Source organism: Flagellimonas sp. (assembly GCF_965222555.1).
In the GTDB taxonomy this organism is placed as follows: domain Bacteria; phylum Bacteroidota; class Bacteroidia; order Flavobacteriales; family Flavobacteriaceae; genus Flagellimonas.
Map to the genome: position 1 here is coordinate 196981 of NZ_CBDCUG010000002.1, position 23900 is coordinate 220880.

The following is a 23900-nucleotide window of genomic DNA, read 5'->3' on the forward strand; positions in this document are numbered from 1 at the left end:
CACAAACTTAACCAAAAATCGATTTGAACGGGGAAAAACATATCAACAGTATTGCATGGCTATAATAACCTTAACTACTGATTTTGGCCATAAAGACCACTTTGTTGGTGCAATAAAAGGGACCATTCTCAATAACTTACCAGATGTTAGGATTGTTGATATTTCACATGAGATAAGCCCGTTCAACATTCAGGAGTGCGCTTATATCCTTAAAAATGCATATCGTTCTTTCCCAGAAGGAACTGTCCATGTTGTTGGGGTCGACTCTGAGCAGTCACCGGAAAATCAACATATTGCGGTTCAGGTTGATGGACACTATTTCATTAGTGCGAACAATGGGGTTATTTCGTTGATCACTTCAGAAATAAACCCAGAGAAAATTGTGGAAATAAGTATTCCGGATTTTAGCCCGAGTTCATTTCCGGTCATGAATGTCTTTATACAAGTTGCTTGCCACATTGCCCGGGGCGGAACTTTGGAGGTCATCGGAAAACCTTTTGAAAGCTTAAAGGAACTTCGTGAGTTTGAGCCACGTATTTCCAACAATGGAAAGACCATTACGGGCAACGTAGTGTACATCGATAATTATGGCAATGTCATTACCAATATCCAAAAAAATCTTTTTGAAGCCTACCGTAATGGTAGAGACTTTGAGGTAATTGCACGAACCAATAAAATAACTGCTATTCACAACAGCTATAATGGCATTATCAATTTTAATCTACAAAAGGGCCAACGTAAAGGCCCAGGTGATGCCCTGGCGCTTTTTAACTCGGCCGGATATGTTGAATTGGCCATTTATAAAAGTGACCTAAATACTGTAGGTGGTGCCTCTACCCTACTTGGATTGAATTATAGGGATACTGTGACCATAAATTTTTTATAAATGCTGATACGTATCGTTAAACTCACTTTTAAACCCGAAAATATTCCTAGTTTTGAACAAATCTTTGAAACAACAAAATCAGGGATTACGGATTTTGAAGGTTGCAATATGGTAGAATTGTACCAAGATCTTAAGAATCCATGCATCTTTTTTACGTATAGCTTTTGGGATAACGAATCGGATTTGGAGAATTACAGGACATCAGATTTTTTTAAAGAGGTTTGGGGCAAAACCAAACTATTGTTTGCTGAAAAACCCGAAGCTTGGAGTGTAACCAAATTACAATCTTCAACCCCACTTTAATGTTTGCAATTTTTAAACGAGAGGTACGGTCCTTTTTTACATCGCCAATCGGCTATTTGATTGTGGGATTGTTTTTACTGCTCAACGGACTGTTCTTATGGGTTTTTAAAGGAGATTATAACGTTTTTGACTACGGCTTTGCCGATCTAGGCAATCTATTTTTGCTGGCTCCATGGATTTTTATCTTTCTGGTTCCTGCAATTACAATGAAAAGTTTTTCAGAAGAACGAAAAGTGGGTACATTGGAATTACTGTTGATAAAACCTATATCCATTTGGAAATTGGTATTGGGCAAATTTTGGGGTGCCTTTCTCCTTTGCGTTATTGCCGTAATCCCTACCATTATTTATGTCTTTGCAATTTCCAATTTGGGAATGGTTGAAGGAAATTTTGATTCAGGGGTTATGTTGGGTTCCTATTTTGGACTCTTCTTCCTGATTGCGGCATACACGGCCATAGGGATTTTTGCATCAACAATATCTGATAACCAGATCATTTCTTTCATCATTGGCATTCTCATTTGTTTTTTGATGTTCAACGGGTTTGACGCCATTTCTTCCCTATTTTCTAGTGGGGAAACCCAGCAGTTTGTGCAAAGTTTGGGAGCAAAAGCCCATTTTGACAGTATTGCCAGAGGTATTGTGGATACCCGGGACCTTATATTTTTCGTTTCCGTTTCGCTGCTCTTTTTATACCTGACTTTTCAACGCTTAAAACAATTGCCGCGCTAATGGGAAAATTCCTGATTTCAACCTTAAAAGTCCTTGCCGCTGTCATTGCTTTAAACGTGGCTGGAAACTTTTTCTATGGTAGGTTCGACTTAACGGAGGACAAACGATTTACATTGTCCCAAGCTTCTATTGAAACAGCCGAAAAGTTTGATGCACCCGTAATTGTTGATGTGCTGTTGGACGGAAATATTCCGCCTGAGTTTGCCAAACTAAAAGTTGAGACACTCCAATTACTCCAATCTTTTGCAGCTAAAAACAATAATATTCAATACAACTTGGTAAATCCGTTAGCGGATGAAACCCAAACCCAACAAACTATTGCCGACTTACAGCGAATAGGCCTAAAACCTGCCGAGGTGACTATAGAGGAAAATGGGAAAGTGTCACAGGAACTAGTTTTTCCCTGGGCCATGGTCAACTATAATCACCAAACGGTTAAGGTATCCTTGCTCAAAAACAAATTGGGTTCTTCCATGGAAGATCGCATCAATAACTCCGTACAACAATTGGAGTATGCCTTTGCAGATGCGTTCACCAAATTGAACATCACTGAAAAGAAACGCGTAGCAGTCATCAAAGGGAATGGCGAACTGGAAGACATTTATATTGCGGATTATCTGACCACCATTCGTGATTATTACAACATAGGTGCCATTACTTTGGATTCAGTGGCTTCAAACCCGCAAAAAGTGTTGGATCAACTGAACGAATTTGATCTTGCTTTGATTGCAAAACCAACCGAAGCCTTTTCTGATGAAGAGAAATACGTGATGGATCAGTTTGTGGTTAATGGTGGAAGGTCAATTTGGCTGTTGGACCAGGTGGCCATGGAGGTGGACAGTATTTTTAGCGGAGGCGGTAGTGCAATGGCCATTCCACGTGATTTGAACTTAAAAGATTTCTTTTTCAAGTTTGGTCTACGGATCAATCCCGTTCTCGTCAATGATCTATATTTTACGCAAATTGTCTTGGCTTCCGGTGAAGGGAATGATTCACAGTACAATCCTGTTCCCTGGTATTACAATCCCATGGTTTTTTCAAGAAACAATCATCCTATAAACACCAATATTGAGGCAGTACGTTACCAATTTACCAGCCCAATGGATGTGTTGGAAAATGATTACGACAAGACAGTGCTGCTACAAAGTTCTCCATTGTCAAAAACCGAAGGTACTCCCAAACAAATAGGATTGGATATATTGAATAATCCACCTAACAAGGAGTTGTACACTGACGGAAATCAACCTTTAGCTGTTTTGGTAGAAGGCAATTTCAGCTCAACATTTAAAAATCGGATTAAACCCCTTAACCTGAAAAACACCTTGGAAGAAGGGCCTGAAAATAAAATGATCGTGATTTCGGATGGTGATGTCATCAAAAACCAGTTACGTAACGGAAGACCATTGGAATTGGGTTACGATAAATGGACCAGTAGCTCCTATGGCAACAAAGAATTTTTGGTGAATTGCATCAATTATCTTCTAGATGATACCGGACTTATAAACATTAGAAACAAAAGAGTTACAATCCCATTGTTGGATGTTGAAAAAATTGCTTCACAAAAAACCAAATGGCAACTTATAAATATTGGGGTTCCCGTACTTTTAACTATAGTTATTGGCATTTTCTTTAGCTACTACCGTAAACGAAAATATAGCTTATAAGTGTTGATAAATTTGTTTCGTTGCTAAGACGTTTTGGAATATATTTGTTTTTATCGTTTTTAATAGCTCCGTTTGTTGAACGGAAATCAATTCTAAAAGAATTTCTTTAATGAAGTTTATCGTATCCAGTACATATTTATTAAAACAATTGCAGGTTTTGGGAGGTGTTATCAATAATAGCAACACGCTGCCCATTTTGGACAATTTTCTTTTTGATCTCAAGCAGACCAAACTAACGGTTTCCGCCTCCGATTTGGAAACCACGATGAGCTCGGTCTTGGAAGTTGATTCTGATGCTGAAGGCACAATTGCCGTTCCTGCCAGATTGCTGTTGGATACGTTAAAGACTTTCCCAGAACAACCTTTGACCTTTGTTGTTGAGGATAATAATACGGTTGAGATAAGTTCCAACCACGGTAAATATGCCTTGGCCTATGCTGATGGTGCAGAGTTTCCAAAAGCCGTGGAAGTTTCAAATCCGAGTTCCACTACCCTTTTGGGCGATATTTTGGCAACTGCCATCAACAAGACCATCTTTGCAGCTGGCAATGACGACCTTCGTCCGGTAATGAGCGGTGTTTTCTTCCAGTTTTCAACTGAAAACCTAACGTTTGTTGCCACAGATGCACATAAATTGGTAAAATACCAGCGTAATGATGTTTCTGCCTCAGAAGTTGCGGAATTTATCATGCCGAAAAAACCTTTGAATCTATTGAAGGGGATTTTGGCGGGTTCTGAATCTGAAGTTACCATTGAATATAATGACAGTAATGCCAAGTTCATTTTTGATAATTCAGAATTGATCTGTAGGCTAATCGATGGGAAATATCCTAACTACGAAGCTGTTATTCCAAAAGAAAACCCAAATAAACTGTCTATCTCCAGAAATCAATTTCTGAGTTCGGTACGTAGGGTTTCCATATTCTCCAACAAGACCACTCATCAAATCCGATTAAAGATTGCCGGTGCCGAATTAAATATTTCTGCAGAGGATGTGGATTACAGTAACAAGGCAGAGGAGCGCCTTTCTTGTTCCTACCAGGGTGACGATATGCAGATAGGTTTCAATTCAAGGTTCTTGGTTGAAATGCTTAATAATTTATCTTCAGATGATGTGTCCTTGGAGATGAGTTTGCCCAACAGAGCTGGAATCTTGACGCCAGTTGATGGATTGGACGAAGGCGAACTAGTTACCATGCTGGTAATGCCTGTAATGTTGAATGGCTAACTCACTACAAGTAAGCCACTTCCTGTATCTTGTTGAACTTGTTGATTGAATCTATAGTCCTTTAGAGATTCTCTCCGCGTTTTGGCGATTTTCTTAACACTTTAACGTCATTTTTAAGGGTGTTGGCCCACTATTTCTACATTTAACACTATTCCCCAATTAAACATTAACTAAATTATCGAAAAACATGAAAAAATTACTTTTCGCCATTTCGGCTGTATTTATTATTGGCCTGTATTCTTGTGAGACAGAGCCAGTGGGAGAACAAGCACTGGAGAACATTGAAGGAAAAGGGAAAAAGAACCAAAAAAATAGTTCCGTTCAGTTTGATTTATCTGAAGATTGCACGATGAACGAATCCACGCTTTTTGCGGGGCAGCATACAGAGGTTGGCAAGGTCAGTGTAACAGAATCTGGAGGAAACTACATTGTTACGTATGAAATTACCAATAGTGAATGGTGCATTACCGAAACCCATTTATCAGTAGTAAATACTCCGGAGGATTTTCCAATGAACAATGGAGGTAATCCAAAAATTGGAAACTTTGAGTATAAAGGGGACCATGAATGTGAAAAAACCGTAACCTACGAAGTACCCATTGAAAAAGGGCCATATATAGCGGCCCATGCCGTAGTAGAATGTGTATCCAGTTCGGTTGAAAACATAGTTGCCAACTTACCCGACGTTATAGATTTTTGTACTACGGCCTTCCGTCCCAACAATGGTGATGATGGTTATTTTTCACTGACTATTGAAGATGGATTCTTGTCGGGTGACTATGGAGCTTGGTGTGTTGATGTAGATCAAAGATTAAGAATTGAATGTATTGAAGCAGCATCTGTACACTCCTCTTTAGGGGATTTACCCGATGAGGCCTTTGAAATGCCCGAGAACTTCGGTGCCGTAAACTGGTTGCTGAACCAAAATATTATTGGGCAACCTAGCGAAAATGGCTCTCTATATACTGGCGATGATCTTCAAATGGTAATATGGTTATTGATAGATGACCTAACCGATTTGGATGCATTGGCACAGGGTGGTGCATTATCCAACTGGGATGAAGATAGGGTCAACGAGCTTATGGCCGCCTCAATGGAAAATGGATCATTCCAACCAGAATGTGGTGATTACATCGGTATAATTTTGGTTCCTGAAGGAAAACAGCCAGTAATTATCCCTTATCCTTTAGAATGCTCCGAATGTGAAGAAACAGCATGGGCTGATGGTTGCGATTTCCCTGGCGGAAGTTGGGCCACATATTTTACAGTGGGCAACTAGTAATATATTAGCAACAATTATTTGACCTTGAAAAAGGGGCAGGAAATCCTGCCCCTTTTTTCTAGAACAGCATTTTCTTTCGTTTATGTATTGGCTAAATAAATTTGATAGTCAAAAAATAAGATGGCAATTCCCCATTAGATGCTTTAACAGCATTTACTATAGGCAAAACAAATCCTAAAATTCCAACGCCGATCAGCCCAAGGATTCCTAATCCAAATAATAAAATAGCCGGAATACTAATAATAATGTACAACAAAAGGCTAAGTTGAAAATTGATTATTGATTTGCCATGCTCATCCATTCCCTCTACACTTCTTCGAGAGGTGAGCCAAATGACCAGAGGCACAATAAAGCCTCCAAAACCAGTTATATAATGCAATAATTGTGTGAGATGCGCAATGGATAAGAGCGTGTTGTCCTTTCTAATTGCATTTTGATTGATGACTTCCATTTTTGATTGATTTAATGATTGTACTATATCAGTATATAAATTCCGTCTAATGTTACACCATTCAACGAATTCGTATTTTTGCCAACATGCATGACCAAGACAACATAATTGCCTTAGCCACTCCCTCCGGTGCAGGTGCAATAGCCGTAATAAGGGTTTCAGGACCAGATTCCATAACCGTCGTGGATTCGTACTTCAAATCCATTGCTGGCAAAAAATTGAACGAACAAAAAAGTCATACCATACACTTAGGTCATATAATTGATGATGGCAAAACATTGGACAAAGTGTTAGTGTCCATTTTTAAAAATCCAAATTCGTACACCGGTGAAAATGTTGTGGAAATATCCTGCCATGGATCCCCTTACATTCAACAGCAGCTCATACAACTTTTTTTACGGAAAGGATGTCGAATGGCTTCCGCTGGGGAATTTACGCTCCGTGCTTTTTTGAACGGAAAAATGGATTTAAGTCAGGCTGAAGCGGTTGCAGATCTTATTGCCAGTGATAGCGAAGCTTCCCACGAAATTGCCATGCAGCAGATGCGTGGTGGTTTTAGTAATGAAATCCAACAGCTCCGGGAAGAGCTATTGAATTTTGCATCCCTTATTGAATTGGAGCTTGATTTTTCCGAAGAGGATGTAGAGTTTGCTAATCGGGAGCAGTTTAACCAACTTTTGAACAAAATCAGTGAGGTCTTGAAAAAACTCATTGACTCTTTTGCCTTGGGCAATGTTATAAAGAATGGAATTCCCGTAGCCATTGTTGGAGAACCCAATGTGGGCAAATCTACACTTCTGAACGCATTGTTGAATGAAGAAAGAGCCATTGTAAGTGATATTGCTGGTACTACACGTGATACCGTTGAAGACCAGATAAGCATCAATGGAATTAATTTTAGGTTTATTGATACGGCTGGGATTCGTAAAACTACAGATGCTGTAGAAAAAATTGGCATTGAACGTACTTTTGATAAAGTTGAAAAGGCCAGATTGATTATCTATCTTTTCGATGGGTCAACTAATGATACCTCTCAATATCAAGCCATAAAACATAAATATCCAAATAAAGAGATCTTGCCCATTTGCAATAAGGTAGATATGTTGGATGATTCGAAAACCGATTCCATTAAGCAAAAACTACCAGAAACCTTATTTCTTTCTGCCAAAATGGGGACTGGGATATCCAATTTGGAACAAAAGTTACTTTCATTGGTAGATTCTGGAAAATTGAGCAGTGGTGAAACCATTGTAACCAATAGTAGGCATTATGATTCACTTTTGAAGGCTCTGGAAGAGATTCAAAAAGTAAAAGAAGGGTTGGATACGGGACTATCAGGTGATTTAATGGCCATAGACATTAGACAAGCACTCTACCATTTGGGAGAGATTACTGGAAGTGTTACCACGGATGATTTATTGGGCAACATTTTTTCTAATTTTTGCATCGGGAAATAATAGCATAATTCCGTATTGGATTTACTATTTCAATCAAAAGGCCACAAACATTAATGCCTTATCTTTGTTTTCCAAATTTTAAGCATGTTCAGTTTTTTCCAAAAGAAAGTGTTTTTGGTAGACTATCTTCATGGCTTGGTGGACATCCATAATCATATCCTACCTGGTATTGATGACGGGGCTAAAACCGTCGAGGAATCCATAAGTCTAATTAAGGGGTTTTCAGAAATTGGAGTGACAAACTTTGTTTGTACCCCCCATATCATGAACAACTATTACCCAAATAACCCCGAGACCATTAAGAACTCATATGACTTATTAAAAAAGGAATTGGAACATATGAAGATTGGGAATACAACTGTAGATTTTGCCGCTGAACATATGATTGACGATAATTTTGAAAACATTCTGGAAAAGGGAGAGGTCTTGGGATTGAAAAAAAATTATTTGTTAATTGAAATGTCCTATTTACAGGCATCAATCAATTTTAATCCCGCCATACATGAAATTGCCTCTCACAAATACTTTCCCATTCTAGCCCATCCAGAGAGGTACGTTTTTCTCCAAAAAAAACTTGATAAACATAAGAAATATAAAAGTCAAGGTATTCTGTATCAACTAAACTTGCTTTCACTAAGCAATTTTTACGGTAGCGAAGCTCAACAAACCGCTCAGAAGTTACTGGAAAATAATCTTATTGATTTTGTAGCTTCAGATATTCACAACATGAATCAGTTGAATCACCTAAAAGAAGTTAAAATATCAACTAAACAATTGAAAATGCTTCTTGGTTTAATTGATAATACAATCTATACATTTCATTAGTCACAAAAGCGGAGCTTGGACCAATATTATAATGACTCCAACACGCTTTTGGCTGCATAAAATCCACACATGCCATGTACACCTCCACCAGGCGGGGAAGAAGCAGAACAAATGAAAATATCCGGATTTGCAGTTTTATAAGGGTCTAGTTTGGCGATAGGTCTGGAAAATAATTGAAAAATGTCGGCAGCGCCCCCTGTTACCGCTCCACCAAAATAGTTAGGGTTATAATTATAAAAATCATGAGTGCTCATAATTTTCCTATCAAGAACGATATCCTTGAATCCAGGCGCAAATCGTTCAATTTGATTCTCAATTTGGGAGGTCATATCTTTCTGTGATCCGTTTGGAACATGGCAATATGCCCACCCCGTATGCTTACCATAAGGTGCTCTACTATCATCAAACTGGCTTTGTTGTGCCATCATCACAAAAGGTTTATCGTTATGTCTTCCATTCCATGCATCCTTTTCACTTTGTGCAATTTCCTTTAACGTTCCACCGACATGGACCGTGGATGCTTTTAGGCAATTATCATCATACCAAGGTATGGGGCCATCAAGGGCAAAATCAATTTTAAAAACTCCAGGACCAAATCGATAGCGATTTAATCTTTTTTTATACAAGGCCGGAAGTTGATCTTCGGCTATTTTTGCCAGTTGAATGGGATCGGTATCAAAAATATATTTTTTAGCAGAGGGCAGTTCTTTGAAATTCTTGATTTTGGTTGAAAAGAGCATTTCACCTCCTAAGCTTTCAAAATACCTGACCAATGCATTTGTTATGCTCATGGAACCACCTTTGGGAACGACCCAATTTTCAACATGTCCTGTTGTTAAGAAAATCAGTCCAATCGCTGCCGTAAACAAATTGCTCAACGGTAAAACGCTATGTGCGGCACAGCCAGCAAACAAAGCCTTTGCGCGTTCTCCATTAAATTTTCGATTGGCGAAAAAGGTAGCGGGTTGGATTGCTTTTAGTCCAAAGTTCAACATGAGCAAAGGATGCTTAGGTAAACCCAAGGGTTTTAAACTTTCCATAATTAGCTCATCCGCTTTACTTAAAAGAGGTGACATCAAATCCAAATATTTTTGCTCATCAAGGCCTAATCCAGCCGCAGTTTCCTCAATGGATTTTGTTAGAATAACAGCTTCTTCACCATCCAAAGGGTGAGCTGCTGAAGCTTCAGGAACAATCCATTCCAAACCGAATTTTTCCAACGGAAGTGTCTTAAAGTATGGAGATACATAGGCCATTGGATGTACGGCTGAGCAAATATCATGTCTGAATCCAGAAAGTGTCATTTCGGAGGTTCGCATGCCTCCTCCCGGAGAATCAGAGCCTTCAACTATCAATACTTTTAGACCTTCTTTTGCAAGCATTATTCCCGCACTCAATCCATTTGGGCCGGAACCAATGATTACCGCATCATATTGTTCACTCATTCTTATTAATTAGCCATATTTGGTTAGCACATCCATAGCTTTCCAGTTTTCACTTGGGACTAAAGCCTATACCCTTCAATTCGAACCTAGAAACATGACACACTTAATTAACTTCAAATATCCAAGATTCAAGTCAGAATTTTTAAAAGAACACGGTAATCTTTACCCCACTCCATAATTTGCAAAATCTACCATGTAAAGAAACTAAGAAATCCTGTGTAGGTTGCCCAAATCAACTGCCTGATCCACATAATAAAAACAGACAGAAAACCAATATTTCCATATTAGGCAATACGAATGGGGCAATTACATTTATTGCCTAAAACCTCCACCATTTTTTTGAAGCCTTTCCATATCCATATCCATACTTTCCGCCATATCCCAAGTTAGTTTCCTTAACATCATTGACTACAAAGGAAAGTCCTTTAAGTTTTCCTTCTTCTTTAAGTTTTAAAGGAAATTCAAGGGCCTTGGTCTCCGTAACACCTGCTCGGGTTACGTAGATAATTTGGTTGGCATTATGGCTAATCAGCAAGGTATCCGTAACCACCATAACAGGGGCAGTATCAACAATTACATAATCATATTTCTGAGACACTTCCGAAATTAAGTCACTTAATCTTTCACTCAATAATAATTCCGCAGGATTAGGTGGTGTCTTCCCAGAATAAATCACATCGATATAATTGTCGTTTACAACCTCTGAACTGATAATCTGTGTCGAATCTAAAGTATTATCATACAAATATTCCGTTAGACCAAAATTTCTTCGCAAACTCTGTTCTGTCGTTGAACGTTTCGTATTTCCGTCAGCAAAAAAATTGTGGAGCTTGGGGTTTCTTATATCCGCCCCAATTAATATCACTTTCTTATTTGTACTACTTAAAATCATGGCCAAATTGGAAGAAACAAATGTTTTTCCTTCTCCCGGAACACTAGAGGTAACAAAAATCACATTACCCTTTTTGCCGTTCTTTTTAGATTTCATGAGATAATCCAAATTAGTTCTCAAAATCCTTAAAGATTCAGCCAGAACCGACCTATCATTCTTTACAACGTACATATTTTGTTTTCTGCCAACCTTTGGAAGCTCAGCTAGTACAGGAGTATCTTTGATGGTTTTTTCCAGTCCTGCCTTATTATGAATTTTATTATCCAGCAAATCCTTTACATATATGACAGAAAACGGAACTAAAAAGCCCAAAACCAGAGATGCCATGTAAACAATGGGGATTTTAGGACTCACAGGAATGGACGACGCATAGGCCCTATCCACTATTTTAGATTTTGGAGCTGCAGAGGCGTAAGCTATTTGCGATTCCTCTCTTTTTTGCAGAAGATATAGATAGAGTCCTTCCGTAGTTTGCTGCCTTCTAGTTATATCACGCAGGGCCCTTTCATTCTCTGGAACCGCATAAATCCTTGAGTTAATCTGGGATTGCTGTTTACTTAAGCTATTTACAGTCAGTCCAAGGTTGTTTGTAACTCCATTCAAACTAGATTGTAGAGAACGTCTCAATCCATCCAACTGTTGGTCAAGGTTAACTATTATAGGGTTTTTCTCGTTTGAACTTTTCAGCAATCGCTTTCTTTCTAAAGCAAGTTCATTATATCTTGCCGTAGTGTTCGCTATAGAAGCATCTGTTAATCCAATATTTACAGGAAGTACTTCATATCCATCCTGACCATCTACCAAATCTTTCATAGATGATGCTATGTTCAGCTGTACATTGGCATTTTGTAGTTCCTGTCTATTGTTAGCTCCAATATTCAAGTTAATATTGGCCTCCGAAGCAATATCAGTGATACCTCTCCCCGCTTTAAACTCCTCAGCAGATTGGTCTACCGAAGTTAAACTGGAAGAAATGGAAGTTATTCTTTCGTTTATAAAATCCGAAGTTCTATCCGCTATCTCCTTCTTATCTGTTACGGCATTTCTATTATAGGTCAGTATTAAAGAGCTTATAATATCCACTCCTCTTTTTGATATGGGATCTTCAAAAGAAAGATTTACAATATTTGATTGTTCACCAACTCCTGATACGATTAAATTATCTTGATTCAACTCAGCAACAAATGAAACTGGAGAGATTACAATTTTACATCGCTTCCCAATGTATTTTCCCAGCTGATCCGGATTTGGAATAATTACAATGTCACCAAGGGTTGTTTTTATATTTTGCCCAAATGCATATTGTCTTTCTGGACCATCTTCTTGTTCCGATAAACTGAGTGTTGTGTTCGTGGAGACGGTAACATAGAATTCATAGCTGGATTCACTAATTAGTGAATCAACTTCAATAAAGCTTATGTTGAAGGGTCTGGATTCATATAACTCTGTATTCTTTATATTCCCTAAAAGAATGATTTTTTCATTAAGCTTTAATTTTTTTACCACCTCGATGTGATTGGATCGAGAATTTATAATTTCGATTTCATCTTCAACCTGCCTTGTTGCCCCGGTAAAAATTTCCAGATCTTGAAATAAGCTCAAATCGGATGATGAGCCTTGTTCATCCAGTATTTGAATCTTGGCCTGTGCCTTATATTTGGGTACTACATACCTCACATACAAAAAGGCACCAACAATTGCCATAGCCCCACAAAACACAAACCACTTCCAGTTTCTGGTGTATGGTCTTAAAGCATCTGCCAATGTATTTCCCTGGATAGAGAATTTTTCCAATTTACTTTCCATAATAAGATCTGGTTCCTTTTTAATTGCTAAGTCGTGTAATCAATAGAACGGTTGTAGTAATAAGGGTAGAGGCAATTGTAATACCAATGTTGGTTCGCTGATCTAAACTAGATGACGAAACCGCAGACTGGTTGGGCTCAACGTAAACAACATCATTTTGGGTTAGATAATAAACTGGTGATTGAAAGGCTTTTTTACTGGTAAGGTCAATTTTATAATACACTTTTGCTCCATTAAACTCCCTTATTACCATAACATTTTTCCGTATACCTTTAATGGTTAAATCACCTGCCAGTCCCAAAGCCTCCATAATAGTAATCTGTTCTCCGTTCACAGGATAAGTACCAGGTCTATTTACCTCCCCTAAAACCGTAACTGTAAAATTTCTAAGCCTTATGTTGATTATAGGGTTTTTTAAGTATTCCGAAAGTCTATCCTTTAAAAGGATTTTCGCTTCTTCTTGGGAAAGTCCCGCTATTTTGACCTTTCCTATTACCGGAAAGTCGATTTCACCTTCTTTATCAACCAAATAGTCAACCTGTTCACCTCTAATTCCTCCTTCTTCGGCACCTCTAACCGGGTTAAATGGTGCGCTCGCTTCCGGGTTGAGTGTGGAAACAAAAATACTTACCAGGTCATCCACCTTAAACTTTGGAGATGATTCAATGGTATTGACCAAAGATTCGTAAGGAAGTGTATCTTGAAAATACACTACATCTTTTTTGTTTGCACAAGAACTTAGTAGTATGGCAGTAATAGCCAAATACATAAACTTAAGTTTAACCGTGTTATTCTTTTTAATAAACATGTTTTGCTATTTGAATAGTTGATTTTACAAGATTAAAGAAAAAATAGGATTCTGCAATTTTTAATTAAGCAAGGTTTTTAAACTTTCCTTTTTCTCTTCTACTGATTTGTCATCATCATCAAGTTTGCAAAATCTTGAATTTTTGGAAACATATTCCGGTACGATTTCCTTCATTATTTTTACTATATCGTTCTGAAGGAACAAATTGGAAACACACAATTCATCAATCTTGTTTCTCATGTACACATAATCATATTCCCTTGATTTCCCAATCATTATTTTCTTGTTATATGTAGGTAAGGTATTTTCACCATTGGCAAGAAGTTCTTCATAAAGTTTTTCGCCAGGCCTCAAACCGGTAATCTTTATATCAATATCCTCTGGATATCTCAATCCTGAAAGCTTGATCATATTCTTGGCCAAATCAAAAATCTTAACCGATTCTCCCATGTCAAAAACAAATATTTCACCTCCCTTGCCCATTGCAGCAGCTTCCAAAACCAACATAGAGGCCTCTGGAATTGTCATAAAATATCTCGTAATATCCTTATGGGTTACGGTTAATGGCCCACCATTTTCAATTTGTTTTCTAAACAAAGGAATAACGGAACCATTGGAGCCCAGTACATTACCGAATCTGGTCGTAATAAACTTAGTCTTATTGTCCTGTTGGGCACAACTGACATACATTTCAGCAATTCGCTTGGTTGCTCCCATAACATTGGTAGGGTTCACCGCTTTGTCAGTAGATACAAATACGAACTTTTCCACTCCATAATTCAAGGATAGATCGGCAAGCACCTTGGTACCGGCTACATTAATCTTTATTGCCTCATATGCATTATACTCCATTAATGGTACATGTTTATATGCCGCGGCATGAAATACCATTGTTGGTTTATGCTCCTGGAAAAAACAGTTCATCCTGTTCTTATCCCTAATATCGGCAACAATAGGAATAAAGTTATGACACCCATTCTGTTTAAGTTCCTGTTGAAGATCATATAATGCTGATTCAGCTTGATCTAGTACGATTAAGGATTTGTATCCATATTTAGAAATTTGCCTTACAATTTCACTACCAATTGAGCCAGCTCCGCCTGTCACCAAAATAGTTTGGTCTTTTAACTCGTCTGAAACCTTGGACTTCTTAATGTCTATTGGAACCCTATTCAGCAAATCTTCAATCTGTACTTGCTTTATTTGTGAAACTTTGAGTTCGCCATTGATCCATTTTTCAACTGGAGGGACAATTTTTACCTGTACAGGAAAATCCATTAGTCCTTCCACCAATCCTTTTAACTTTTGAGGTTTTATATTTTGAATTGAAAAAATAACCTCGGATATATTGTTCTTAACAAAAAAATCTTTAGTCAGAATTTCCGAATGGTATACCTGGACACCATTGATCTTTTTTCCTGTTTTTTTGTTATCCCTGTCCACATAACCCACTACCCTTACCTTACTTTTGGAATGGTTGGTAATTGCATTTTGAGTTAGAATACCAGATTCACCAGCACCATAAATCAATACATTCTTGTATGTCTTAAAATCCATGCTAAGCAAATTGTTATAGAGTGCTTTAAACAAATACCTAGATACGGTCAATGCTAAAAATCCAAGAAGGCTATGGATGATAATGATGGAGAGTGGAATGGTGAAACCACTGTATATCTCAAACACACGATTGAAAATAACCACCGCTATCATAGCGATACTTGACAAACATATGGCATTAAAAATATGGTAAACATCCCTTACGCCCGTGTGCCTTACAACACCTTTATATGACCCTGTTACCATAAATGCAAAAAGAGAGATTGATGCAACTATAGGTAATTGCCCAAAAAGTTTGGTGGTATCAAAATCGAAGGTTAAATTAAAACGAATAAGATATGACAACACAAAAGACATAGAAATCAAAATAACATCGATGGTCAACACCAACCATTTTGAAGCATATCTTTGAACATTGCTGATAAGATAATTTTTAATCATTTTTAAATGTTTTGCAAGATTAGGGTCGTAATTCTTTCCAAGTCTTCGGTACTTAGGTTGGATCCGCTTGGTAAGCACAATCCCCTCTCAAATAAGTCCTCGGAAGTACCATCAGTATATTTTGGATATTTCTCAAAAATTGGCTGTAGATGTAATGGTTTCCATAGCGGTCTAGTCTCAATATCCTCTTCTAAAAGACCTAATCGGATTCTTTCTCTTACATCATAGGAAGGTGTAAGCAAACAGGTTAGCCAGCGATTTGAAAAATACCCTTCAGGTTCAAACAAAAATTCAAATCCAGCAACATCTGACAATTTTTGTACATAATAGTCAAAATTGGCCCTACGAGCAGATACTCTTTGATCCAAAACCTCCATTTGACCTCTGCCAATCCCTGCCAGTACATTACTCATTCTATAATTGTATCCAACATGTGAATGTTGATAATGAGGAGCATTGTCCCTAGCTTGTGTGGCCAGAAAAATAGCTTTTTCCTTAACTTTTTTGTCTTTCGTGACCAACGCTCCTCCACCCGAAGTGGTAATTATTTTATTCCCATTAAAAGATAGGATGCCAATGTCACCAAAACTGCAACATTTTACACCGTGCAAAGAACTTCCCAAGGCTTCAGCACTATCCTCAACAATGGGTATACCGTACTTATCTGCGATCTCTCTAACTTCCAATGCCATATAGGGCATTCCATATAAGTGGACAGCTATTATGCACTTTGGTCTTTTTCCTTTTGAGATCCTTTGTAAAATTGCTTTTTCTAGAAGTTCGGGAGAAATGTTCCAAGTATGCCTCTCGCTATCAACAAAAATTGGTGTTGCCCCCAAATACATTATTGGGTTAGCAGATGCCGAAAACGTAAAACTCTGACAAATCACCTCATCTCCAGTGGAAACACCTAGCAGTTCTAAAGCCAAATGCAAAGCTCCTGTACCAGAGCTAAGTGCCGCAACGTGAACGTCATTCTCTAAATATTCTTCTATGGATTCCTCAAAATACTTAACATTTGGACCCAAAGGAGCAATCCAATTGGTATCAAATGCTTCTGCAACATATCTTTGTTCATTTTCTCCCATGTGTGGAGATGATAACCAAATTTTTGTCTGTGTAATCAAAATGCAAGTTTTAAGGTTCAATTCGGATTCCGAAATTAAACATCTTAGTCCCATCCCATCCCAAAATTTTTCGATTTTCGTTTTAACACAAAAAAAATCGGTTAACGGGCAAATTTCATTTAAAATGCCATTGTATATAGCTGGGTTAAAGCCAACAGAAGATTGAATCTGTAGTATCCCAGAGCCCTTATTTGAATAATTTTATAATATTTGTATCGGTAAATAGTTTTCATGAAAATTTTAGTTACGGGAGCTGCAGGTTTTATAGGATACCATCTTTGCGAGGCACTTATAAAATTGAATCATTCTGTCGTTGGTTTGGACAACATTAATGATTATTATTCTGTTGACTTGAAGTATGACAGATTAAAGCAGCTTGGCATTGTAACAGAAGAGGCCGGAAAGTTCCATCAGATAAGTAAAAGTAGCATTCACGGTGAGCAATTTCAATTCATTAGAATGAATTTAGAAGACAGAGATAAGCTTCCCGCGCTTTTTAAAAACGAAAACTTTGGCATTGTTTGCAATCTTGCCGCTCAGGCGGGCGTCCGGTACAGTTTGGAAAATCCTGAATCCTATATAGACAGTAATGTTGTTGGTTTTTTAAACATTCTGGAGTGTTGCAAAAAGTTTAGTATAAAACACCTGCTATATGCAAGCAGTTCCAGTGTTTATGGCCTAAACAAAAAAATTCCATTTGAGACCTCGGACAGAACCGACCAGCCTATAAGTCTTTATGCCGCAAGTAAGAAAAGTAACGAGTTAATGGCGTTCACTTATAGCCATTTATACAAAATACCTACCACTGGTCTACGTTTTTTTACCGTTTATGGACCTTGGGGCCGACCAGACATGGCAATCTATATCTTTGCCGACGCTATTGCCAACAAAAAACCTATCAATGTTTTTAACCAAGGTAAACTAGAAAGGGATTTTACTTTTATTGGAGATATTGTAGAAGGGTTGGTTCGAATCATTGAAAAGGACGTTAAAAAGAATAGAGATGAAACCCAATATTTTAAGTTATATAATATTGGCAACAGTAACAGCGTTAAGCTTATGGATTTCATCAAAGAAATTGAGGTAAATTTGAACAAAAAGGCAGAAAAAGTTTTTTTACCAATGCAACCCGGCGATGTTGAAAGAACCTGGGCCAATGTTGATGAATTAATCAAGGACTATGACTATTCTCCTAACACTCCTATTTCACAAGGTGTTAAATCTTTTGTTGAGTGGTATATAAAGTACCATCAATTATAACGGTTAACATCTTTAATCCAACTAGGAATAACAACTTAAAGAGCAACAAAATTAAAGTTAAACCAAAAAAGTGACTATTCTCCTCCCAAACTTTCAAGAGGATCCACAAAAATCAAAAAATTAATGAAAAAAATCTCAAGTATTTGCTGCATAGGAGCTGGTTATGTAGGCGGTCCTACCATGTCGGTTATTGCAAAAAAATGTCCGCATATAAAAGTAACCGTGGTAGATATCAATCAAAAAAGAATTGATGCATGGAATGATGACAACCTTGATAATTTACCAATTTATGAGCCAGGTTTAAAAGAGATTGTGGCTGAGACAAGGGGGGTAAATTTATTTTTCTCCACCAAGGTCGATGAATCAATTGCCGAGGCAGAAATGGTTTTTATTTCTGTAAATACACCTACCAAAACCTTTGGGAAAGGGAAAGGACAGGCAGCAGATCTAAAATATGTGGAACTTTGTGCCCGTAATATAGCCAAGGTGGCAAAAACGGATAAAATTGTTGTGGAAAAATCAACATTACCCGTAAGAACAGCTCAGGCCATCAAAAATATTTTGGATAATACAGGAAACGAGGGAGTTAACTTTGAAATACTTTCAAACCCTGAATTTCTTGCTGAAGGAACAGCCATTCAAGACCTGCTTCATGCCGACCGAGTTCTAATTGGTGGAGAAGAAAGTCCTTCTGGACAAAAAGCGAAGGACTTACTCAGTGAAATATATCAAAACTGGCTGCCAAAAGACCGAATTCTTCAGACGAACGTTTGGTCCTCTGAATTATCAAAATTGGTTGCAAATGCTTTTCTGGCCCAACGTATTTCATCAATAAATTCAATGTCTGCCCTATGTGAAGCAACAAATGCAAACATTGCAGAAGTCTCAAGGGCCATTGGAATGGATTCCAGAATCGGTTCAAAATTTTTGAATGCATCCGTTGGTTTCGGTGGTTCATGCTTTCAAAAAGATATTTTAAATCTTGTATATATTTCAAAATCTTACGGGCTTCAAGAAGTTTCGGATTATTGGGAACAGGTCATAATCATGAATGATTATCAAAAAAGAAGGTTCGCTGATAATATAATCAGCACGCTTTACAATACCGTCTCGGGCAAGAAGATTGTATTATATGGATGGGCATTTAAAAAGGATACAAATGATACCCGGGAATCGGCGGCTATCTATATCGCCGACGCATTATTGAATGAACAAGCCGAAGTAGTTGTATATGACCCAAAGGTTCCCGAAGAAAAAATCTATGCGGATCTTGATGCTTTAAACACAAGGAGCGAGGAAGAAAATCGAAAAAATCTGACTGTGGTAAAAAATCCATTGGAAGCTTCCAAAAATGCTCATGCAGTTGCCATTTTAACAGAATGGGATGAATTTAAAACATATGATTGGAAGGAAATATATCAACAAATGATCAAGCCTGCATTCATCTTTGATGGAAGACGAATCTTAGATAAACAAGAATTGCAAGGCATTGGTTTTAAAATGTACAGTATAGGAGAAATGGACTGATCATTGTTCTGTCCATGCTCCGCACATATAAATAGTCTTATTTTGTAAAGGTTTTACATTAACATTTTGTAAAAGTCACAGTATCTTTCAATTAAAAGACATAGGGTTATTTTTTGTGATATTTATTATTAATTAATACAACCTCAATTTCCATAATGCTCAAGGATTCTAAAATATTAGTTACTGGAGGTGCCGGTTTTATTGGCTCCAACCTTTGTGAAAAGTTGTTAGAACTTGGAAACAAAGTAACATGTCTGGACAATTTTTCTACAGGAAAAAAAATAAATTTAAAATCTATCCTGAATGACCCAGATTTCAAACTTATTGAAGGCGACATTCGGGATATTGATACCTGTATGGAAGCTTGTAAAGGTCAAGATTTTGTGCTTCACGAAGCTGCATTAGGTTCGGTTCCCAGATCTATAAACGACCCAATCACTTCAAATGAAGTCAATGTTAGTGGATTTCTTAACATGTTGGTTGCTTCTAGAGACCAAGGAGTTAAACGTTTTGTTTATGCGGCCAGTTCTTCCACTTATGGTGATTCCAAAAACCTACCCAAAGAAGAAGATATCATTGGCAAACCACTTTCACCATATGCAATAACTAAATATGTTAACGAGTTGTATGCTGATATTTTCAACAAAACATATGGTTTGGATTCAATTGGACTTAGATACTTTAATGTATTTGGAAGAAAGCAAAGTCCAGATGGGGCTTATGCAGCCGTAATACCAAAATTTGTTAGCCTATTAATGAAATATGATTCACCCGTTATAAATGGAGATGGGTCCTATTCTAGGGATTTCACCTATATTGACAATGTAGTTGAAATGAACATATTAGCACTTACCACAACAAACAAAAAAGCCCTTAACACAGTATATAATGTAGCTTTTGGGGAAAGAACAGACTTAAACGAGCTGGTAGCCCTGCTAAAAAAGCATTTGGGCTCTTTTGATTCCAGAATAAATGATGTCAACATTATCTATGGTCCACCTAGACAAGGTGATGTTCCGCATTCTTTGGCATCTATTCAAAAAGCAAAAGATTTACTGGGTTACGATCCAAGGTTTAATATAGATTCCGGTTTAAAAGAGGCCATAAATTGGTATTGGAAAAATTTAAAATAAAGAAATGCATCATACAAAAATAGCGGTTGTTGGATTGGGATATGTTGGGTTGCCCTTAGCTCGTTTGTTCGGGACCAAATACCCCGTCATCGGATTTGACATTAATCAGCAAAGAGTTGCCGAGTTAAAAAAAGGTACGGATTCAACATTGGAAGTTGAGGATGAAATATTAAAAGAAGTACTTAAAGAGCAACCTGATGACGAGAACGGTCTTTATTGTTCTTCCGAATTGGAAGATATCAGGGATTGTAATTATTATGTAGTAACAGTTCCTACGCCAGTGGACAAAAACAATCGACCAGACCTCCGACCATTGCAAAAATCAAGTCAATCAGTTGGTCATGTGCTAAAAAAGGGAGATATCGTAATATATGAGTCCACTGTATATCCTGGAGCCACGGAAGAGGAGTGTGTTCCCATTTTGGAGAAGGTCAGTGGTTTAATCTTCAATCAAGATTTTTATGTGGGATACTCCCCGGAGCGTATTAATCCAGGAGATAAAAAACACACCGTGGATAAAATTCTGAAAGTAACATCTGGTTCTACTCTTGAAATAGGAAAAAAGGTAGATCAAATTTATGCTTCAGTAATACCCGCTGGCACTCATTTGGCGCCAAGTATTAAAGTTGCAGAAGCAGCAAAAGTTATCGAGAATTCCCAACGTGACATTAATATTGCTTTTGTGAATGAACTGGCCAAGATCTTTAACTTAATGGATATTGACACACATGATGTATTGGAAGCCGCTGGAACCAAGTGGAACTTTCTTCCATTTAAACCGGGCCTGGTAGGAGGACATTGTATTGGAGTTGACCCATATTATTTGGCCCAGAAAGCACAGGAGTATGGCTATCATCCTGAAATTATTTTAGCTGGTAGGAGATTAAATGATAGCATGGGTGAATATGTCAGTTCAGAAATAGTTAAACTGATGATAAAAAGTGATATCAAAGTTAAGGGTAGCTCTATCTTGATTCTTGGCATTACTTTTAAAGAAAATTGTCCAGATGTACGAAATACAAAGGCAGTGGATGTAATCCACAATTTAATGAACTATGATGCAAACCTTACCATTTATGATCCATGGGCCTCTCCAGAGGAGATTAAGGAAGAATATGGATTGGTTGCTACCAAGAGTTTGCCAAAAACAAAGTTTGACGCCATTGTATTAGCGGTAGCTCATGATTCTTTTAAGTCGTTGGATTTGCAGAGTATGTTGAACCAAAATGGTGTGATTTACGACGTCAAGGGTATTTTAAAGGATAAAGCCAATAGACAACTCTAAACTATTCCAATAATTACTTACTAGGATTATTTATTACAGTATCCCGATGCCATACGCAATCTAAGATAACATTGCGCATAGTAGCGGGATTTTTTGAATACTAAAGTTATCTTTCAAATTCAAGGATTCCCATATAGTAACTCCCTATTTCCCATTTGTAGTTCTACATTACAATCAAAGGTTGTTAAGACATTTAAAATATAAAAACAGTTCGGAGTAACTTTTTTCAACATGTTCACTTTGGGACATATACTCTTTCTGAAAACTTAAGGTCGACCATATCATCCACAAAATTCAGTACATGGAAGTAATTTTTCTTTTTCCAAATCAAAAGCTCCATTTCCAGGTTATATGCGAATATATATCATTAAAAGCGAGTTAGTTAGAAAAAAAACTTGTTGATTGGGTGCAGAATCACTTAGCTGTACCTTTTAGCAAAAGGGTCACATATTTAGGATATTTCTTAAAATTTGATGCAGTTCATCGAATATTTGAAATCCCGAAATCCAAAAAAAACATTCCTGCCGTATTTACCCTCGTTTTATTGAAATAGTGCAGTTCATCGAAAATTTCATTCTTTTCATCGGACTTTGACAATTTAAAAGTAATTTTATTTTCCCAAATGGTGAAATATAACCCGCAATACTTAACCTCGCTTATGAAATTTAATTTTCCCAAAACCACCACAACCTTTTCATTTCTTGTTTTTATTGTTTGTTTGTTCTCATGTAGTAAGGATTCAGATCTACTGTCAGACCCTTCATCCTCTAAAGAAGACCCTATCGCTGTAGGAGAAATAGAAATCCTTGTATCGGAAAACGGACCTGTAGTAATTGATGCACCCCAATTAAATCTTGAAGATGGAGAGGTTATCGTTGAGGTCTCCGAACCCTCTATGGGGTCGGTTACAATCAATGATGGAAATTCAATATCCTATACGCCTGACGAAGATGCTGAAGGAGTAGATCAATTTAGCTATACTACAGAAAGTACCGATGGTAATGCCACCCCACAGACTGGGACCATTACGGTGACCATTCAAGAAAAGGTCATTGGTGAAGATGTCAGTTTTTGGAAGGAACAGTTCGACTCTGCCTGGGACAACCCCAGTACTGCGATAAATGCTTTTGGTATGGCCAGGGCCATGTTCTATGCTGAATCTGGCGGAAACAGCCAAGAATATTACTATCTGGCCTGGCAATTGGATGGGGTCATCCAGATATGGCAGGCCACGGGCGACAACGAATATCTTGAAGATGCACTGACCATCATAGAGACTTGTATTGGGAAGGCAGTTAATGTACGAGGAGGAAATTACAAAGGCTGGCCTGTTACAGATTTAGACAACAACGACTATGCAAGAAACGGTGCTGTTCTCTACGAATCTTACCTTTTCAGGTATGTTGCCACACTGTTGAGGGTGATGTACCAATCCCCAAACCTGAGGGACACTGAAAGATACCAAGAAAGGTACGAGGCCATTCTTGAGTTCACCAAAAAACATATTTGGGAAAAATGGTACACAAAGTCCAGTAACCAAAGTGATATTTACCGTGTTAACGCCCACATGACCTCGCACTGGGCAAGGATTGCCATGGAACTCCATATCATCACGGGGGAAAACATATACAAAGAGGTCTTTGACAACATATCCTTTGCCGGCCTGCCCATTTATCCGGGAGCAAGCCTAAGGAACAAGTTGAAGAGCAACCCCAATTTCCCAACAGCATATACCTGGTCTTCCAAATGGGAGGGCTCAAGGGTGCAGGACACCTCACATGGGGCCGACATT

At 37.8% G+C, this 23900-nt stretch carries 19 protein-coding genes; 13 read left to right on the forward strand and 6 right to left on the reverse strand.

Annotation, left to right across the window (positions count from 1 at the left end):
- The first annotated feature begins 55 nt into the window (after positions 1-55).
- The 6 genes from ACOQO1_RS03405 (at position 56) to ACOQO1_RS03430 (ending at position 6091) form a co-directional block, all read left to right on the forward strand.
- Positions 56-886, forward strand: coding sequence for an SAM hydrolase/SAM-dependent halogenase family protein (locus ACOQO1_RS03405; protein WP_420601455.1), 831 nt, complete (start codon positions 56-58; stop codon positions 884-886).
- Positions 887-1189, forward strand: coding sequence for a putative quinol monooxygenase (locus tag ACOQO1_RS03410; protein ID WP_420601456.1), 303 nt, complete (start codon positions 887-889; stop codon positions 1187-1189).
- Positions 1189-1920 carry a gliding motility-associated ABC transporter permease subunit GldF gene (gene gldF / locus ACOQO1_RS03415; RefSeq protein WP_420601457.1) on the forward strand — a complete coding sequence of 244 codons (732 nt, stop codon included), beginning with the start codon at positions 1189-1191 and terminating at the stop codon, positions 1918-1920. The genes ACOQO1_RS03410 and gldF overlap by 1 nt, the downstream gene beginning before the upstream one ends.
- Entirely contained in the window at positions 1920-3584 is a 1665-nt protein-coding gene (gene gldG, locus ACOQO1_RS03420; protein ID WP_420601458.1) for a gliding motility-associated ABC transporter substrate-binding protein GldG, read from the forward strand. Before gldF ends, gldG begins: the two co-directional genes overlap by 1 nt.
- A 109-nt stretch (positions 3585-3693) precedes the next feature.
- A complete protein-coding gene (gene dnaN, locus ACOQO1_RS03425) occupies positions 3694-4812 on the forward strand; it encodes a DNA polymerase III subunit beta (protein WP_420601459.1) in 1119 nt (372 codons plus the stop codon).
- A 187-nt stretch (positions 4813-4999) separates the two neighbouring features.
- Complete coding sequence (locus tag ACOQO1_RS03430) at positions 5000-6091, forward strand: hypothetical protein (protein ID WP_420601460.1); 1092 nt, start codon at positions 5000-5002, stop codon at positions 6089-6091.
- Positions 6092-6185: 94 nt separating this feature from the next.
- Here ACOQO1_RS03430 and ACOQO1_RS03435 read toward each other — a convergent pair whose 3' ends face one another.
- Complete coding sequence (locus ACOQO1_RS03435; RefSeq protein ID WP_420601461.1) at positions 6186-6545, reverse strand: DUF4870 domain-containing protein; 360 nt, start codon at positions 6543-6545, stop codon at positions 6186-6188.
- Positions 6546-6631: 86 nt separating this feature from the next.
- Here ACOQO1_RS03435 and mnmE point away from each other — a divergent pair, with 86 nt between their 5' ends.
- Positions 6632-8002: a tRNA uridine-5-carboxymethylaminomethyl(34) synthesis GTPase MnmE gene (gene mnmE / locus ACOQO1_RS03440; protein ID WP_420601462.1), complete on the forward strand. Its 1371-nt coding sequence runs from the start codon at positions 6632-6634 to the stop codon at positions 8000-8002.
- An 84-nt stretch (positions 8003-8086) separates the two neighbouring features.
- Positions 8087-8827 (forward strand): tyrosine-protein phosphatase, encoded by a 741-nt coding sequence (locus ACOQO1_RS03445; RefSeq protein ID WP_420601463.1) that lies wholly within the window; start codon positions 8087-8089, stop codon positions 8825-8827.
- Positions 8828-8853: 26 nt separating this feature from the next.
- On the opposite strand, the gene ACOQO1_RS03450 is transcribed toward ACOQO1_RS03445, so the two are convergent.
- The 5 genes from ACOQO1_RS03450 to ACOQO1_RS03470 form a co-directional block, all read right to left on the reverse strand.
- Positions 8854-10272 (reverse strand): phytoene desaturase family protein, encoded by a 1419-nt coding sequence (locus tag ACOQO1_RS03450; protein WP_420601464.1) that lies wholly within the window; start codon positions 10270-10272, stop codon positions 8854-8856.
- 319 nt (positions 10273-10591) lie between these two features.
- Positions 10592-12970, reverse strand: a complete 2379-nt coding sequence (locus tag ACOQO1_RS03455; protein ID WP_420601465.1) for a GumC family protein — start codon at positions 12968-12970, stop codon at positions 10592-10594.
- A gap of 19 nt (positions 12971-12989) precedes the next feature.
- Entirely contained in the window at positions 12990-13778 is a 789-nt protein-coding gene (locus tag ACOQO1_RS03460; RefSeq protein ID WP_420601466.1) for a polysaccharide biosynthesis/export family protein, read from the reverse strand.
- A 60-nt stretch (positions 13779-13838) separates the two neighbouring features.
- Positions 13839-15776, reverse strand: a complete 1938-nt coding sequence (locus ACOQO1_RS03465) for a polysaccharide biosynthesis protein (protein WP_420601467.1) — start codon at positions 15774-15776, stop codon at positions 13839-13841.
- 2 nt (positions 15777-15778) lie between these two features.
- Positions 15779-16903, reverse strand: a complete 1125-nt coding sequence (locus ACOQO1_RS03470) for a DegT/DnrJ/EryC1/StrS family aminotransferase (RefSeq protein WP_420601468.1) — start codon at positions 16901-16903, stop codon at positions 15779-15781.
- A 231-nt stretch (positions 16904-17134) separates the two neighbouring features.
- On the opposite strand from ACOQO1_RS03470, the gene ACOQO1_RS03475 reads away from it, so the two are divergent.
- From ACOQO1_RS03475 to ACOQO1_RS03495, 5 genes are all read left to right on the forward strand, one after another.
- Positions 17135-18163 carry an NAD-dependent epimerase/dehydratase family protein gene (locus tag ACOQO1_RS03475; RefSeq protein ID WP_420601469.1) on the forward strand — a complete coding sequence of 343 codons (1029 nt, stop codon included), beginning with the start codon at positions 17135-17137 and terminating at the stop codon, positions 18161-18163.
- Positions 18164-18286: 123 nt separating this feature from the next.
- Positions 18287-19690: a UDP-glucose 6-dehydrogenase gene (locus tag ACOQO1_RS03480; RefSeq protein ID WP_420601470.1), complete on the forward strand. Its 1404-nt coding sequence runs from the start codon at positions 18287-18289 to the stop codon at positions 19688-19690.
- 155 nt (positions 19691-19845) lie between these two features.
- A complete protein-coding gene (locus ACOQO1_RS03485) occupies positions 19846-20823 on the forward strand; it encodes an SDR family oxidoreductase (protein WP_420601471.1) in 978 nt (325 codons plus the stop codon).
- Between the two features lie 4 nt (positions 20824-20827).
- The gene (locus tag ACOQO1_RS03490; protein ID WP_420601472.1) at positions 20828-22108 is read left to right on the forward strand and encodes a nucleotide sugar dehydrogenase; all 1281 of its coding nucleotides are present in this window, start codon (positions 20828-20830) and stop codon (positions 22106-22108) included.
- A gap of 658 nt (positions 22109-22766) precedes the next feature.
- The coding region (locus ACOQO1_RS03495; protein WP_420601473.1) for an Ig-like domain-containing protein at positions 22767-23900 on the forward strand (1134 nt) is incomplete at its 3' end.

Excerpts from the sequence above, each read along its gene's own strand:
- ACOQO1_RS03410 (WP_420601456.1), top strand. The coding sequence starts at position 887 with ATGCTGATACGTATCGTTAAACTCACTTTTAAACCCGAAAATATTCCT.
- ACOQO1_RS03445 (WP_420601463.1), top strand. The coding sequence starts at position 8,087 with ATGTTCAGTTTTTTCCAAAAGAAAGTGTTTTTGGTAGACTATCTTCAT.
- mnmE (WP_420601462.1), top strand. The coding sequence starts at position 6,632 with ATGCATGACCAAGACAACATAATTGCCTTAGCCACTCCCTCCGGTGCA.
- ACOQO1_RS03490 (WP_420601472.1), top strand. The coding sequence starts at position 20,828 with ATGCATCATACAAAAATAGCGGTTGTTGGATTGGGATATGTTGGGTTG.
- ACOQO1_RS03460 (WP_420601466.1), bottom strand. The coding sequence starts at position 13,778 with ATGTTTATTAAAAAGAATAACACGGTTAAACTTAAGTTTATGTATTTG.
- ACOQO1_RS03430 (WP_420601460.1), top strand. The coding sequence starts at position 5,000 with ATGAAAAAATTACTTTTCGCCATTTCGGCTGTATTTATTATTGGCCTG.
- ACOQO1_RS03475 (WP_420601469.1), top strand. The coding sequence starts at position 17,135 with ATGAAAATTTTAGTTACGGGAGCTGCAGGTTTTATAGGATACCATCTT.
- ACOQO1_RS03405 (WP_420601455.1), top strand. The coding sequence starts at position 56 with ATGGCTATAATAACCTTAACTACTGATTTTGGCCATAAAGACCACTTT.
- gldG (WP_420601458.1), top strand. The coding sequence starts at position 1,920 with ATGGGAAAATTCCTGATTTCAACCTTAAAAGTCCTTGCCGCTGTCATT.
- ACOQO1_RS03450 (WP_420601464.1), bottom strand. The coding sequence starts at position 10,272 with ATGAGTGAACAATATGATGCGGTAATCATTGGTTCCGGCCCAAATGGA.
- ACOQO1_RS03465 (WP_420601467.1), bottom strand. The coding sequence starts at position 15,776 with ATGATTAAAAATTATCTTATCAGCAATGTTCAAAGATATGCTTCAAAA.
- gldF (WP_420601457.1), top strand. The coding sequence starts at position 1,189 with ATGTTTGCAATTTTTAAACGAGAGGTACGGTCCTTTTTTACATCGCCA.
- ACOQO1_RS03435 (WP_420601461.1), bottom strand. The coding sequence starts at position 6,545 with ATGGAAGTCATCAATCAAAATGCAATTAGAAAGGACAACACGCTCTTA.
- ACOQO1_RS03480 (WP_420601470.1), top strand. The coding sequence starts at position 18,287 with ATGAAAAAAATCTCAAGTATTTGCTGCATAGGAGCTGGTTATGTAGGC.
- ACOQO1_RS03455 (WP_420601465.1), bottom strand. The coding sequence starts at position 12,970 with ATGGAAAGTAAATTGGAAAAATTCTCTATCCAGGGAAATACATTGGCA.
- dnaN (WP_420601459.1), top strand. The coding sequence starts at position 3,694 with ATGAAGTTTATCGTATCCAGTACATATTTATTAAAACAATTGCAGGTT.
- ACOQO1_RS03485 (WP_420601471.1), top strand. The coding sequence starts at position 19,846 with ATGCTCAAGGATTCTAAAATATTAGTTACTGGAGGTGCCGGTTTTATT.